12 protein-coding genes are annotated in these 12,421 nt (G+C 71.7%); 4 read left to right on the top strand and 8 right to left on the bottom strand.

Features of this window, described 5'->3' with window-relative positions; translation table 11 throughout:
• Nucleotides 1-124 precede the first annotated feature (124 nt).
• Entirely contained in the window at nt 125-1,864 is a 1,740-nt protein-coding gene (gene lysS / locus AW27_RS14050) for a lysine--tRNA ligase (protein WP_037918699.1), read from the top strand.
• Between the two features lie 94 nt (nt 1,865-1,958).
• Here the strand turns inward: lysS and AW27_RS14045 are convergent, their stop codons facing one another.
• The 3 genes from AW27_RS14045 to AW27_RS14035 form a co-directional block, all read right to left on the bottom strand.
• Nucleotides 1,959-3,386 (bottom strand): DUF2637 domain-containing protein, encoded by a 1,428-nt coding sequence (locus AW27_RS14045; RefSeq protein ID WP_037918701.1) that lies wholly within the window; start codon nt 3,384-3,386, stop codon nt 1,959-1,961.
• A gap of 125 nt (nt 3,387-3,511) precedes the next feature.
• Entirely contained in the window at nt 3,512-4,273 is a 762-nt protein-coding gene (locus tag AW27_RS14040) for a hypothetical protein (protein ID WP_052030256.1), read from the bottom strand.
• Between the two features lie 110 nt (nt 4,274-4,383).
• Nucleotides 4,384-5,283 carry a hypothetical protein gene (locus tag AW27_RS14035; protein ID WP_037919819.1) on the bottom strand — a complete coding sequence of 300 codons (900 nt, stop codon included), beginning with the start codon at nt 5,281-5,283 and terminating at the stop codon, nt 4,384-4,386.
• Between the two features lie 191 nt (nt 5,284-5,474).
• On the opposite strand from AW27_RS14035, the gene AW27_RS14030 reads away from it, so the two are divergent.
• Nucleotides 5,475-6,668, top strand: a complete 1,194-nt coding sequence (locus AW27_RS14030) for an RtcB family protein (protein ID WP_037918708.1) — start codon at nt 5,475-5,477, stop codon at nt 6,666-6,668.
• Between the two features lie 140 nt (nt 6,669-6,808).
• Here the strand turns inward: AW27_RS14030 and AW27_RS14025 are convergent, their stop codons facing one another.
• Together AW27_RS14025 and AW27_RS14020 are read right to left on the bottom strand one after the other, a co-directional pair.
• Nucleotides 6,809-7,573, bottom strand: a complete 765-nt coding sequence (locus tag AW27_RS14025) for an SDR family NAD(P)-dependent oxidoreductase (RefSeq protein WP_037918709.1) — start codon at nt 7,571-7,573, stop codon at nt 6,809-6,811.
• Nucleotides 7,574-7,635: 62 nt separating this feature from the next.
• The gene (locus AW27_RS14020; RefSeq protein ID WP_037918711.1) at nt 7,636-7,971 is read right to left on the bottom strand and encodes a YnfA family protein; all 336 of its coding nucleotides are present in this window, start codon (nt 7,969-7,971) and stop codon (nt 7,636-7,638) included.
• 116 nt (nt 7,972-8,087) lie between these two features.
• Between AW27_RS14020 and AW27_RS14015 the strand changes: the two genes are divergently transcribed.
• On the top strand, nt 8,088-8,573 hold the full coding sequence (locus AW27_RS14015) for a hypothetical protein (RefSeq protein ID WP_236647532.1): 486 nt from the start codon (nt 8,088-8,090) through the stop codon (nt 8,571-8,573).
• A 108-nt stretch (nt 8,574-8,681) separates the two neighbouring features.
• Here the strand turns inward: AW27_RS14015 and AW27_RS14010 are convergent, their stop codons facing one another.
• Nucleotides 8,682-9,410: a Mut7-C RNAse domain-containing protein gene (locus tag AW27_RS14010; protein ID WP_037918716.1), complete on the bottom strand. Its 729-nt coding sequence runs from the start codon at nt 9,408-9,410 to the stop codon at nt 8,682-8,684.
• A 42-nt stretch (nt 9,411-9,452) separates the two neighbouring features.
• Nucleotides 9,453-9,869 carry a winged helix-turn-helix transcriptional regulator gene (locus tag AW27_RS14005; protein WP_037918719.1) on the bottom strand — a complete coding sequence of 139 codons (417 nt, stop codon included), beginning with the start codon at nt 9,867-9,869 and terminating at the stop codon, nt 9,453-9,455.
• Between the two features lie 162 nt (nt 9,870-10,031).
• Here AW27_RS14005 and AW27_RS14000 point away from each other — a divergent pair, with 162 nt between their 5' ends.
• Nucleotides 10,032-10,928, top strand: a complete 897-nt coding sequence (locus AW27_RS14000; RefSeq protein WP_037919821.1) for an NADP-dependent oxidoreductase — start codon at nt 10,032-10,034, stop codon at nt 10,926-10,928.
• Nucleotides 10,929-11,022: 94 nt separating this feature from the next.
• On the opposite strand, the gene AW27_RS13995 is transcribed toward AW27_RS14000, so the two are convergent.
• Nucleotides 11,023-12,240 carry an IS110 family RNA-guided transposase gene (locus tag AW27_RS13995; protein ID WP_304949841.1) on the bottom strand — a complete coding sequence of 406 codons (1,218 nt, stop codon included), beginning with the start codon at nt 12,238-12,240 and terminating at the stop codon, nt 11,023-11,025.
• Nucleotides 12,241-12,421: the final 181 nt, after the last annotated feature.

Genomic DNA, 12,421 nt, shown 5'->3' with positions numbered 1-12,421 from the left:
CCACGCGGAGCCCGTCCCCTTCTCGGTATAAGGGCCGCGTATCAGCAGGCGGAAGCAACCCCGGAGCGGCCCCTTCCGTCTGGGAGAATGGCCGAAGCCAGCATTCGAGATAGAAGGACGTGTCGTGGCTCAGAGCGCGCAGAGCAGCACCGAGACCGACTGGGTCTCCCGTTTCGCGGACGATGTCATCGCCGAGGCGGAGCGCCGAGCCCCCGGCAAAGCCGTCGTCGTCGCGTCCGGGCTCTCCCCGTCCGGCCCGGTCCACCTGGGCAACCTCCGCGAGGTCATGACCCCGCACCTGGTCGCCGACGAGATCCGCCGCCGCGGCCGCGAAGTCCGCCACCTCATCTCCTGGGACGACTACGACCGCTTCCGCAAGGTCCCCAAGGGCATCCCCGGCGTCACCGAGGAGTCGCATGCCCAGCACATCGGGCGCCCGCTGACCGCCGTCCCCGCCCCGGAGGGCTCCGCGTACCCGAACTGGGCCGAGCACTTCAAGGCCGCCATGGCCGAGTCGCTGGCCGAGCTCGGCGTCGAGTACGACCCGATCAGCCAGACCGAGCAGTACACCACCGGCGCCTACCGCGAGCAGATCCTGCACGCGATGAAGCACCGCGGCGACATCGACGCCGTCCTCGCCCAGTACCGCACCAAGGCCAAGCCGGGCGGCAAGAAGCCCCAGCAGAAGCAGGTCGACGAGGCCGAGCTGGAGGCCGCCGAGGGCTCCGGCGCGGCCGCCGAGGACGACGGCAGCGCCGGCGAGGGCGGGTACTTCCCGTACAAGCCGTACTGCGGCCGGTGCGGCAAGGACTTCACCAAGGTCACCTCGTACGACGACGAGACGACCGAGATGACCTACGTCTGCACCGAGGACGAGTTCACCGAGACGGTCAAGCTCAGTGAGTTCAACCGCGGCAAGCTCGTCTGGAAGGTCGACTGGCCGATGCGCTGGGCCTACGAGGGCGTGGTCTTCGAGCCCTCCGGCGTCGACCACTCCTCGCCCGGCTCCTCGTTCCAGGTCGGCGGCCAGATCGTCCACATCTTCGGCGGCGAGCAGCCGATCGGCCCGATGTACGCCTTCGTCGGCATCAGCGGCATGGCCAAGATGTCCTCCAGCAAGGGCGGGGTCTTCACCCCCGGCGACGCCCTGCAGATCATGGAGCCGCAGCTCCTCCGCTGGCTCTACGCCCGCCGCCGGCCCAACCAGTCCTTCAAGATCGCCTTCGACCAGGAGATCCAGCGCCTCTACGACGAGTGGGACAAGCTGGAGGCCAAGGTCGCCGACGGCACCGTCCTGCCGGCCGACGCCGCCGCGCACGCCCGCGCCGCCCGCGTCGCCTCCCACGAGCTGCCGCGCACCCCGCGCCCGATGCCGTACCGCACCCTCGCGTCGGTCGTCGACATCACCGCCGGACACGACGAGCAGACCCTGCGCATCCTCTCCGACCTGGAGCCGGACAAGCCGCTCACCTCGCTCGACGAGGTACGGCCGCGCCTGGACCGCGCCGAGAACTGGATCACCACGCAGGTCCCGGCCGACCAGCGGACCCTCGTGCGCGAGGACGCCGACACCGAGCTGCTGTCCTCTCTGGACGACGACGGCCGCGAGTCCCTGCGCCTGCTCCTGGAAGGCCTCGACGCGCACTGGTCGCTCGACGGGCTCACCACGCTCGTCTACGGCGTCCCGAAGGTCATGGCCGGGCTGGAGCCCGACGCCAAGCCGACCCCCGAGCTCAAGGTCGCGCAGCGCACCTTCTTCGCCCTCCTCTACCGGCTCCTGGTGACCCGGGAGACCGGGCCGCGTCTGCCCACGCTGCTGCTGGCCGTGGGCGCGGACCGGGTGCGCAAGCTGCTCGCCGTCTGAGATCCCGCACGGGCTGAGCCCGGATACGCGCAAGGGCCCGTACCCTCCTCGGTCGGAGGAGGGTACGGGCCCTTGTGCGCGCCGCGAGACAGCCTCAGGCGATGTGCTCGTTCTCCAGCTCCCGCTGGTAGCGCAGCTTCAGCTGGGGGAAGATCTTGCGGATCAGCGAACCGCTGCGCGGGTGGACCACCCCGTAGCGGTCGGCCAGCAGTATGTCGAGCTGCTCGGCGGTCAGCACCTCGCCGCTCTCCACCAGGTGGGTGCGGAACACCTCGTACGCCGCCTCCGCGAACTTCTCCGCGTCCCCGTCGGCCTCGGCCTCGGCCCCGGGCTCGGCTCCCGCTTCGGCTCCGGCCTCGGCGGCCGGGTCCGCCTCCGCGCGGGGACCCGGCACGGCCGCCTGCACCTGCTGCTCGTCGGGACCCATCGGGGGCAGGACCGGCGTCGGCTCCAGGCCCTCGACGTACTGCGGGTTGTAGCCGCCCTCGTACGCGGCCTGCGGTGCCTTCGGCCCGGCGAACCAGGCGCTGTTGTGGGCCGCGGGCATCGCCGTCGGGTCCACCGCGAACGCCGGCGGGATCTGGGTGGCCGCCGCGGGCACCACCTGGGGACCCTGGGCCTGGGCTTGGGCTTGGGCGTGGACCGCTGCCGCTGCCGGGGCGTGCTGGATCTGGGCCTGATGGAGTTGGGCCTGCTGGAGTTGGGCGTGCTCGGTCCGGTGCGCCTCCTGGTCCGGGCCGACCTCCCCGTCCGGCTGCGGAGCGCCCGTCAACGGGGCCTCCAGGGCCGGAGCCGCCCCGGCGGTCTGCTGCGCCGGCGGAGGCAGTACCGCCGGGTCGATCCCGGTCGCCGCCAGGGCGTCCGGCGCCGTCTGCGAGAGCGGTACACCGATCCGGGCCAGCTTCAGCGGCATCAGCGCCTCCACCGGTGCCTTCTGCCGCCAGAAGCGCCCGTACCGCGCCTGCATCCGGGCCTGGTAGATCAGCCGGTCCTGCTCCATGCCGATCGCCTGCTCGTAGGAACGCAGCTCCCACAGCTTCATCCGGCGCCACAGTTTGAACGTCGGCACCGGCGACAGCAGCCACCGCGTGATGCGCACGCCCTCCATGTGCCGGTCCGCCGTGATGTCGGCGATCCGCCCCACCGCGTGCCGGGCGGCCTCCACCGTCACCACGAACAGGATCGGGATCACCGCGTGCATGCCGACACCGAGCGGATCCGGCCACGAGGCCGCGCCGTTGAACGCGATCGTCGCCGCCGTCAGCAGCCACGCCGTCTGGCGCAGCAGGGGGAAGGGGATCCGCAGCCAGGTCAGCAGCAGGTCCAGCGCCAGGAGGACGCAGATACCGGCGTCGATCCCTATCGGGAACACCAGGGAGAAGCTGCCGAAGCCCTTCTTCTCCGCGAGCTCGCGGACCGCGGCGTACGAGCCCGCGAAACCTATGCCCGCGATGACGACGGCTCCGGCGACGACGACACCGATGAGTATGCGGTGCGTACGAGTCAGCTGCATCGCGGCCACCCGCGATCCCCTCCCCTTGTCGAGCACAAACCGGGCGCTTACCGAGCCCTTACAGAGCTGCGGCAGGCACAGCGTACGGGTGACTGGAAGTCAGCGCTCCAGGAGGCCCTGACCAGCCACCGCTCCTACTGGGGCTGAGGGGACTGCGGCTGCTCCTCGGGCTTGTTGGCGCCCGCGACGGAGCCCACTGCCTCCTTCGCCGCGGTGATCGCGTCCTGGAGGAGCTTCGCCCGGTCCGGGGCGCCGGCACCTTCGTAGGCCGCGCCGTTGTAGTCGAGGGTGACGACGACGTTCTGGGTGCGCGCCACGATCGTCGTGTTGAAGAAGTCGACGTCCTTCTTCACCGAGTAGACGACCGACGTGCCCTGGTCGCCCAGGCCCTCCACGGCCTCGGCCTTCACTTCCTGCGCACCCTCGGTGGCCTTCGCCGCCTCGACCTGCTTGCCGTACTGCTCCTCGGCGCGCTTGTTGGCGCTGCCGAGCGAGGCGTGCGAGTCGGTGCGGAAGAAGGAGAGCGACAGCCAGCGGTACTGGGAGCCCTTGAGACCGTCCTCGTCCAGACCGTTCCAGGAGCAGCTGGCCCGGGTGGCGAGGTCGTTCGACGTGGTCGCCGTGCCGTTCTTGTCCTTCGCCTCCGGGACGAGCGTGTCGATCGTCCCCGTCTGGAGCGCCTTGCAGGGCTCCGGGAGCGTGGCGAAGGCGGCCTTCTCCAGCTCCGGCGTGGGCTTCTTCTCGCCGGGCTTCGCGGAAGCGGACGAACCGGACTTCTTGTCGCCCTTGTCGGCCGCATCCTTCCCCGAGTCGGACGAACACCCGGCCACGGTGAGGATCACCGGGACGGCTGCGCAGGCGAGAACGCGGGTGAGGCGCGAGGCTGATCGGTGCATGGTTCCTTCAGTGCTTCGGGTACTTCTTCGGACGCGGGACCGTCAACGGTAGCCCGATCGGGTGCCGCACTGCTGTGCGCGCCGTCACGCGGGCGTGTGGCGCGCACCGCTCACTCGTTGAACCGCTCGGCGAGTGCCTCCGCCAACTGCCTTGCCTTGTCCTGGGTTTCGCCGCTCGGCGGGACGATGCCGGGCAGGGCCGGCTGCACGCTGTACTCGATCTTGACGATGACGTTCGAGGTACGGAACACAATCCGCACGGTGCGCGACTGTGCGGCCGTGGCCCCGGCGGCGCTCAGCTTGTCGTCCAGGAAGGCCTCGGTGCCGAGGTCCTCCAGGATGCGGGAGCCGAGCTCGGGCTGGGTGGACGGGCTGGCGCCGGGGGTCGGCGTCCCCGCGGCCGGAGCCCCGTCCGACGGCGCCGCACCGGCGGGCGGCGCGGCGGGCGGGGGTGCGGAGGCGGCCGGGTCGCCGGGGCTGCCGGGGTTGGCCGGGCTGCCGGAGTTGGCGGCGCCCGGGCCGGGTGTCGTGACCGGGCCGGGGAAGGGCAGGTGCGCGTCGGTGAGCAGGCGTACGTAGACCTGCTTCGCCTTGTCGTCGTCACTGGCGGCGCCGCGGTCGTAGGAGACGACGCGCTCGAAGCCGACCGACAGCAGCCTGGTCTCTTCGGGGGTCTGCGCGGTCCAGCGGCAGCCGACGTGCCGGTCGCCGTCGTAGGAGGCGTCGGCGACACCGGCGTACACCTGCTCGCGCTGTTCGGGGGTGAGGCTGTCCGGCGCCGGGAGCATGGCCTTGAGCTTCTTGCTGTCGGCGCCCGCCTTGCAGGGCGCGGGCAGGCTGCGGTACTTCCCCGGCTGGGCGGGCGCGGCGGAGCTGCCGCCGGCCTTGGAGTCGCTGGTGCTTCCGCCGTCGCTCCCGCCGCTGCACCCGGTCAGACCGGCCGCACCGGCCGCGAGCGCGGTGAGCATCGCGAGGCCGGGCAGGACTCGCCGTACCGCTGTGCGCTGCACGTCCACTGGCTCCCTTCGACCGGCGGGACCCCCGACAGTCAGGAAAATGCGTTGCCGCGGCTTGGGCGCGGCTGGACACAATGTCTATCGCACACGCTGGTGCTGGCGCCGGTCCCCTGTCGTATTCGGGATCAAGAGCGAGGCTTTTGCGGATTCTCACCTTTCTGTTGGTTTCGGGGGATTGATTCTTTATGTCGTACGTAGAGGTACCGGGGGCGCAGGTCCCGATCCGGATGTGGACCGACCCGGCGTCGGTCGAGCCGGGGGCGATGCAGCAGCTCCACAACGTCGCCACGCTTCCGTGGATCAAGGGTCTGGCCGTCATGCCGGACGTCCACTACGGCAAGGGGGCCACCGTCGGCTCGGTGATCGCGATGAAGGACGCGGTCTGTCCGGCGGCGGTGGGCGTGGACATCGGCTGCGGCATGTCGGCGGTGAAAACCTCCCTGACGGCGAACGACCTCCCGGGTGACCTCTCCAAGCTCCGCTCGAAGATCGAGCAGGCGATCCCGGTGGGCATGGGGATGCACAAGGAGGCCGTGGACCCGTCGCGGCTGTACGGCTTCTCGGTGCAGGGGTACGAGGATCTGTGGAAGCGGTTCGACTGGCTCACCGATGCGGTCAAGCCGCGCCGGGAACGCGCCGCGAAGCAGATCGGGACGCTCGGAAGCGGAAACCACTTCATCGAGTTCTGCCTGGACGAGCAGGGCTCGGTCTGGCTGATGCTGCACTCCGGCTCCCGGAACATCGGGAACGAGCTCGCCGCGCACCACATCGGCGTCGCCCGCGGGCTCTCCCACAACCAGAACCTCGTCGACCGGGACCTGGCGGTCTTCCTCGCGGCCACGCAGGAGATGGAGGCGTACCGCAACGACCTCTTCTGGGCGCAGGAGTACGCGAAGCTGAACCGCGCGGCGATGATGAGCCTGTTCAAGGAGGTCGTCCGCAAGGAGTTCCGCAAGGCCCGGGTCTCCTTCGACCGAGAGATCAGCTGCCACCACAACTACGTGGCGGAAGAGCGGTACGACGGCATGGACCTGCTGGTCACCCGCAAGGGCGCGATCCGCGCCGGCAGTGGTGACTACGGGATCATCCCCGGCTCGATGGGCACGGGTTCGTACATCGTGAAGGGGCTCGGCAACGAGAAGGCCTTCAACTCGGCCTCGCACGGAGCGGGCCGGAAGATGAGCCGTACCGCGGCGAAGAAGAAGTTCTCGGCGCGCGACCTGGTGGAGCAGACGAAGGGCGTCGAGTGCCGCAAGGACTCGGGCGTGGTGGACGAGATCCCGGGCGCGTACAAGTCGATCGAGCAGGTCATCGATCAGCAGACCGACCTCGTCCAGGTCGTGGCCAAGCTCAAGCAGGTCATCTGCGTCAAGGGCTGAGGCCCGGGCGCCGCTGTCGGGGGAACGGAGGGGCCCGGACCGATCGGGATCGGTCGGGGCCCCTCCGTACGGTGTCCGGCCTCAGTCGGTGCGCCGACGCCGGCAGCCCTGATGGCGCGCCCGAGGAGCGCCGGAGTCGGCTAGAGCTCGCGGTGGACCTTCGTGTTCGAGGCCTGGGCCCGGGGGCGGACCACCAGGAGGTCGATGTTGACGTGGCTGGGGCGGGTCACCGCCCAGGTGATGGTGTCGGCGACGTCGTCGGCGGTCAGCGGTTCGGCGACGCCCGCGTAGACCTTCTCCGCCTTCTCCGTGTCGCCGCGGAACCGGGTCTTCGCGAACTCCTCCGTCCGGACCATGCCGGGGGCGATCTCGATGACGCGCACGGGCTGGCCGACGATCTCCAGGCGGAGCGTCTCGGCGAGGACGCGGGCGCCGTTCTTGGCGGCGACGTAGCCCGCGCCGCCCTCGTACGTGGCGTGGCCGGCGGTGGAGGAGAGGACCACGACGGTGCCGTCGCCGGAGGCGGTGAGGGCGGGGAGCAGCGCCTGGGTGACGTGGAGCGTCCCGATGACGTTGACCTCGTACATGGTGCGCCAGTCGGCGGGGTCGCCGGTGGCGACGGGCTCGGCGCCGATGGCGCCGCCCGCGTTGTTGACGAGTACGTCGCAGCGTTCGAGGGAGGCGGCGAGGGCGTCGACGGCGGCGCGGTCGGTGACGTCGAGGGCGTGCGCGGTGGCGGAGTGTCCGGCCTCGGCGAGCTCGGCGGCGAGGGCCTCGATGCGGTCCTTGCGGCGGGCGGTGAGGACGACGTGGTAGCCGGCGGCGGCGAGTTGCCGGGCCGTGGCCGCGCCGATGCCGCTGCTCGCGCCGGTCACTACGGCGGTTCGGGTGGCGGCCGTGCTCATGTGCGGGCTCCTCGGTCGTTCGTACGGGCGACTACCCGCCAGCATAGGCGGGGCCGGGCGGCTCAGCGGCCGCGCGGGGCGTACATGATCACGGCCATTCCGAAGAGGCAGACGAGGGCGCCGGCGATGTCCCAGCGGTCGGGGCGGTAGCCGTCGGCGACGGCACCCCAGGCGAGGGAGCCGGCGACGAAGACCCCGCCGTAGGCGGCGAGGACCCGGGCGAAGTCGCCCTGGGGCTGGAGGGTGGCGACGAAGCCGTAGAGGCCGAGGGCGATCACCCCGGCTCCGATCCAGGCCCAGCCTCGGTGCTCGCGCACGCCCTGCCAGACGAGCCAGGCGCCGCCGATCTCCAGGAGCGCGGCGAGGGAGAAGAGGGCTGCGGAGCGGGCGATCAGCATGGCTCAAAAGTACGCGGGGCGGATGGGGGTGGGCGCGCCCTCATTCGTGTGATGGTCCGACATGTCGGGGTCGGTGGGGGGCTAGCCTCCGCGCGAGACGTGAGGAGGTGGTGGCGGTGCGCCGTGTCGCCGTACGGAGTGTGGTGGTGGCGGGGTTGCTGGCGCTCGGGGCGGGTGTGCCCGGGCCGTCGCAGGCTTGGGGAGCGGGGTGGGCGGGGCCGGAGGCCGATGTCTCGTACCACGGCCGGGTGGCCCTGTCCGGGGACCGGCTTCGGGTCTGGCTGGTTCCGGAGAACGACGGGCCGGCGGCGCTGCCGAACGCGACGCTCCGGGTGCGGCTGTCGGCCGACCTGGCCGACCGTCAGCGGCTGGCGGAGGGCTGTGTGCGGGCCGGCCTGCGGGAGGTGTTGTGCGAGACGGGGCCGTTGCCGCTGCACGGGCGCGGCCGGCACGTGGGGCTGGTGCTGGAGCTGCGGGAGCGCATGCCGGAGGTGGTGGTGCGGGTGGACACGTGGTGGAACGGCGGTGCGACCGACCGGAACCGCGCGAACAACGAGCCGGCGGTGCTGGCCCTGGACACGGGCGACGCCTACGCCTTCTAGGGCCGCTGCGGCCCCGGGGCCTGCTCTGCCCCGGGCCTGCTCTGCCCCGGGTCTGCTCCGGGTATGGGCAGGCCATGCCCCAGGGGCTGGTCTGCTTCCCGCGCTCCGTCAGGCGGTGCCGAACTCGACGAGTGCCTCGTCGACGATCCGCTCCAGGCGGGCGTGGTGGGCGCCGCGCCAGTACACGCGCTCGCACGCGGAGCACTGCGCGAAGACGTCGTAGGAGCGGTGCGTGCCGTGCTCCAGGCGGTCGCCGACGCTCTCCTTGTCGGCCTCGTGGAGCGGCCCGTTGCAGGCGGTGCAGCGGGTCCACGGGGCCAGGGCGGGGGCGAAGCGGCCGAGGACGTCGCGCAGTTGCTCGTCGGGGTTGTCGCTGTAGACGTACGCTCCGGCGAAGATCTCGCGGCGGCGGAGCAGGCCGCGGTCGCGGGAGAGCAGGACGCGCCGTTCGGCGGCGGAGCGGGTGGCCAGGGCGGGGTCGCCGATGTCCTCGTTCTCGTACGCGGCGTCGACGCCGAGCAGGCGCAGCCGGCGGGCGAGCGTGCCGAGGTGGACGTCGAGGAGGAAGCGGAGCGGGGCGCCGGGCACCTCCTGGGGGCGCACGACCCCGCACACCTCGACGATCTGGCCGTCCTGGGGCACGTAGGAGACGGGAACCTCGCGGCCGTCGACGAGGAGGCGGCCGACCTCGGTGAGCGGGACCCCGGCGGATTCGACGACGTGGCCGAGGCTGGAGGCGCCATCGGTCGCGGTCGGTACGCGGTCCGCGCGCCGGCTGGGCGGGGCGAAGAGGCGCAGTTCGGGGGCGAGGGTGAGCTGAATGCCGGGTCCGTTCACCCTGTCAGCATGCCATTGCGGGGCGCGTGGCCGCGGCTGATTTCAGGAGGCTGCGGAGGCCCGGTCGTAGGCGTCGCGGTGGGCGTTGACCTCGTCGAAGTTGGTCTCGGCCCAGAGCTTCACGGAGGAGAGCAGCAAGCCGAGGCTGCTGCCCAGGTCGGTGAGCCGATAGTTGACGCGGACGGGGACGGTGGGCGTGACGTGGCGGGTGACGAGGCCGTCGCGTTCGAGGGAGCGCAGGGTCTGGGTGAGCATCTTCTGGCTGACCCCGGGGATCTTGCGGCCGAGGTCGCTGTAGCGCAGGGAGCGGTCGTCGGTCTCGCCGAGGGCGCAGACGATGAGGCCGACCCACTTGTCGCTGATCCGGGCCAGGAGCTGGCTGGTGGGGCATTCCTTGAGGAAGGCGTCGTAGGCGAATCGGGCTTCCTCGCGGCGGGCCGCGGCGGTACTGGTGGCCATGGGCACCCACTTCCGGGTCGGGTACGCACCTTCGAGTGCGTACTTACCGAAAGAGAGTACCTCTCCCTAGGTTAGTGGCCATCGGAACAAGCGAAGGCGACGGAAGCGGGGAGAACGATGAACGAGCGGACGATGAGCGCATCGACCATGGACGAGCGGACGATGCTGGCGGCCGTGGTGACCGGGTTCGGCGGCCCGGAGCGGGTCGAGCTGGCCGAGGTGCCGGTGCCGCGTCCGGAGGCGGGCCAGGTCAGGATCAAGGTCGCGGCCGCCGGGCTCAACCCGGTGGACGCAGGGGTCCGCACCGGGATCTTCGGCGGGGCCGGGCAGCGGATCGGCCTCGGCTGGGACGTCGTCGGGAAGATCGACGAGACCGGCCCGGGGGTGGCCGGCTGGAACCGCGGCGACCGAGTAGTGGGCCTGCACCACGGCCCGGTGAAGCCGCTGGGCACGCACGCGGAGTACGCGGTGCTCGATGCCTCCGCCGTGGCCGCCGCGCCGGCCGCGGCGGACGACCCGGTCGCGGCCGCGCTGCCGCTGGCCGGCCTGACCGCCGCCCGCGCGGTGGACCAGCTGGGGCTCGCCCCCGGCTCCTCGGTGCTGGTCACCGGCGCCGCGGGGATGGTCGGAGGCCTGGCGGTGCAGCTCGCCGCGCGGGCCGGACTGGTGGTGACGGCCCTGGCGGGCCCGGGGGACGAGGAGCTCGTACGGTCGCTCGGCGCGGCCGCCTTCGTGCCGCGCGGCAGCGCTCCGGCCGGACCGGTGGACGGGGTCCTGGACGCGGCCGTCCTGGGCGGGGCCGCACTGGCCCTCGTCCGCGACGGCGGGGTCTACGTGGGCCTGATCCCGCACCACGCCCCGGCTGCGGAGCGCGGCATCCGGGTGGAGGAGCAGGAGGTCGCGGCGGACGGGGAACTGCTGGCCCGCCTGGTGTCCCTGGTCGAGGAGGGCGCGCTCACCCTGCGGGTCGCGGAGGTCTTCCCGCTCGCCGAGGCGGCGAAGGCGCACGACCTGCTCGCGACGCCGGGCGTGCGCGGCAGGATCGTCCTGACGCCGTGACGCCGTGACGCCGTGACGCCGTGACGGGGGGGTGCCTCTATGTCTTTCGTCAAGGCACCTGTGTCGGGTTTCGGGTGGTTCGGGCTCGCTGAGGCTAAGCGGCGAGCTCGACGTCCGTCGGTGTCCGGGATTCGTAGAAGGTGCCGTCGCGGAGCATGGCGAACAGGACGCTGATGCGTTGGCGGGCGAGGCGGAGGAGGGCCTGGGTGTGGGTTTTGCCGCGTGCTCGTTGCTTGTCGTAGTAGGCGCGGGAGGCCGGGTCGGCGTTCATGCAGGCGAAGGCGGAGAGAAACATCGCCCGTTTGAGCTGCCGGTTTCCGCCTCGGGGTGCGTGTTCGCCATGGATCGAGGTCCCGGACTGCTTCGTGGTGGGGGCGAGGCCGGCGTAGGAGGCGAGGTGGGCGGCGGTGGGGAAGCTGGTGCCGTCGCCGACGGTGACCAGCAGGACGGCGGCGGTCCTGACGCCGACGCCGGGCATCGACGTCAGGACCGGGGAAAGAGGGTGAGCCTCCAGCAGGGCGTTGATCTGGGCTTCCATCGCCCGGCGCTGGGTGTGGACAGCGGCCAGCGAGGCGGCCAGGGAGGGGATGACGATGTCGAGGGTGCCGGTCCCGGGAACGACGACGGTCTGCTCGTCGAGCGCGTTGAAGACGTCGTCGATCAGCCTGGTGGCCATGCGCGGGGCCTTCGGGCGGATCAGCTCGACGAGTCTGCGGCGTCCGGCCTTGCGCAGGGCGGCTGGGGATCCGTAGCGCTCCAGCAGCCAGGTCACGGCCTGGTGGTCCAGGCGCGGGCCCAGGACGCGTTCCAGGCTGGGGTGGAACTGGGTGAGCAGGCCCCGTATCCGGTTGGAGGTGCGGGTGGCCTCGGCGGCCAGGTCCTGGTCGAAGCCGACGAGCACGGTCAGCTCGGCGGTGATCTGGTCGGTCAGCTCCAGCGAGCGCAGGGTGTGCGGCATCGTCCGGGCGGCGTCCGCGATGACGGCGGCGTCCTTGGCGTCGGTCTTGGCCTCGCCCGGGTAGAGGTCGGCGATCCGGCGCATCGCCAGTCCGGGCAGGTAGGCGACCTGGCAGCCCGCGTCGCGGGCGACGGTCAGTGGCAGGGCGCCGATGGAGGCGGGCTGGTCCACGATCACCAGCACGGTGCCGAACTTCGCGGTCAGCTTGTCGAAGACGGCCCGCAGCTTGGGCTCGCTGTTGGGCAGCTGCTTGTCGAAGACCTTCTTCCCGCCCGGGGTGAGCCCATGACCGTGATGGCTGCTCTTGCCGACGTCCAGGCCCAGGAACACGCCCACGTCTTCGATCTCGAACATCGTGCCCCTTCCCAGGGGGTGTTGACGGTGCCGGCCTCGGCTCGGGTGTCGTGCTCGCGCATCCACGTTATGCAGACCTGCCGCCCGCGAACTGTCCAGCATTGCGCCGGACCGGACGGTGGCCGGACCTCTGATCAGCGTCTCCGACGAACACCCCCGGACCCGGTGACACCACCCCCCA

This window comes from Streptomyces sp. PCS3-D2, assembly GCF_000612545.2.
Lineage (GTDB): Bacteria > Actinomycetota > Actinomycetes > Streptomycetales > Streptomycetaceae > Streptomyces.
This window is presented reverse-complemented; position numbering and strand designations above follow the sequence as displayed.

What these genes read in the sequence shown, in the direction of transcription:
- AW27_RS14030 (WP_037918708.1), top strand. Translation starts at nt 5,475, where the DNA reads ATGTCGTACGTAGAGGTACCGGGGGCGCAGGTCCCGATCCGGATGTGG.
- AW27_RS14020 (WP_037918711.1), bottom strand. Translation starts at nt 7,971, where the DNA reads ATGCTGATCGCCCGCTCCGCAGCCCTCTTCTCCCTCGCCGCGCTCCTG.
- AW27_RS14025 (WP_037918709.1), bottom strand. Translation starts at nt 7,573, where the DNA reads ATGAGCACGGCCGCCACCCGAACCGCCGTAGTGACCGGCGCGAGCAGC.
- AW27_RS13995 (WP_304949841.1), bottom strand. Translation starts at nt 12,240, where the DNA reads ATGTTCGAGATCGAAGACGTGGGCGTGTTCCTGGGCCTGGACGTCGGC.
- AW27_RS14000 (WP_037919821.1), top strand. Translation starts at nt 10,032, where the DNA reads ATGCTGGCGGCCGTGGTGACCGGGTTCGGCGGCCCGGAGCGGGTCGAG.
- AW27_RS14005 (WP_037918719.1), bottom strand. Translation starts at nt 9,869, where the DNA reads ATGGCCACCAGTACCGCCGCGGCCCGCCGCGAGGAAGCCCGATTCGCC.
- AW27_RS14040 (WP_052030256.1), bottom strand. Translation starts at nt 4,273, where the DNA reads ATGCACCGATCAGCCTCGCGCCTCACCCGCGTTCTCGCCTGCGCAGCC.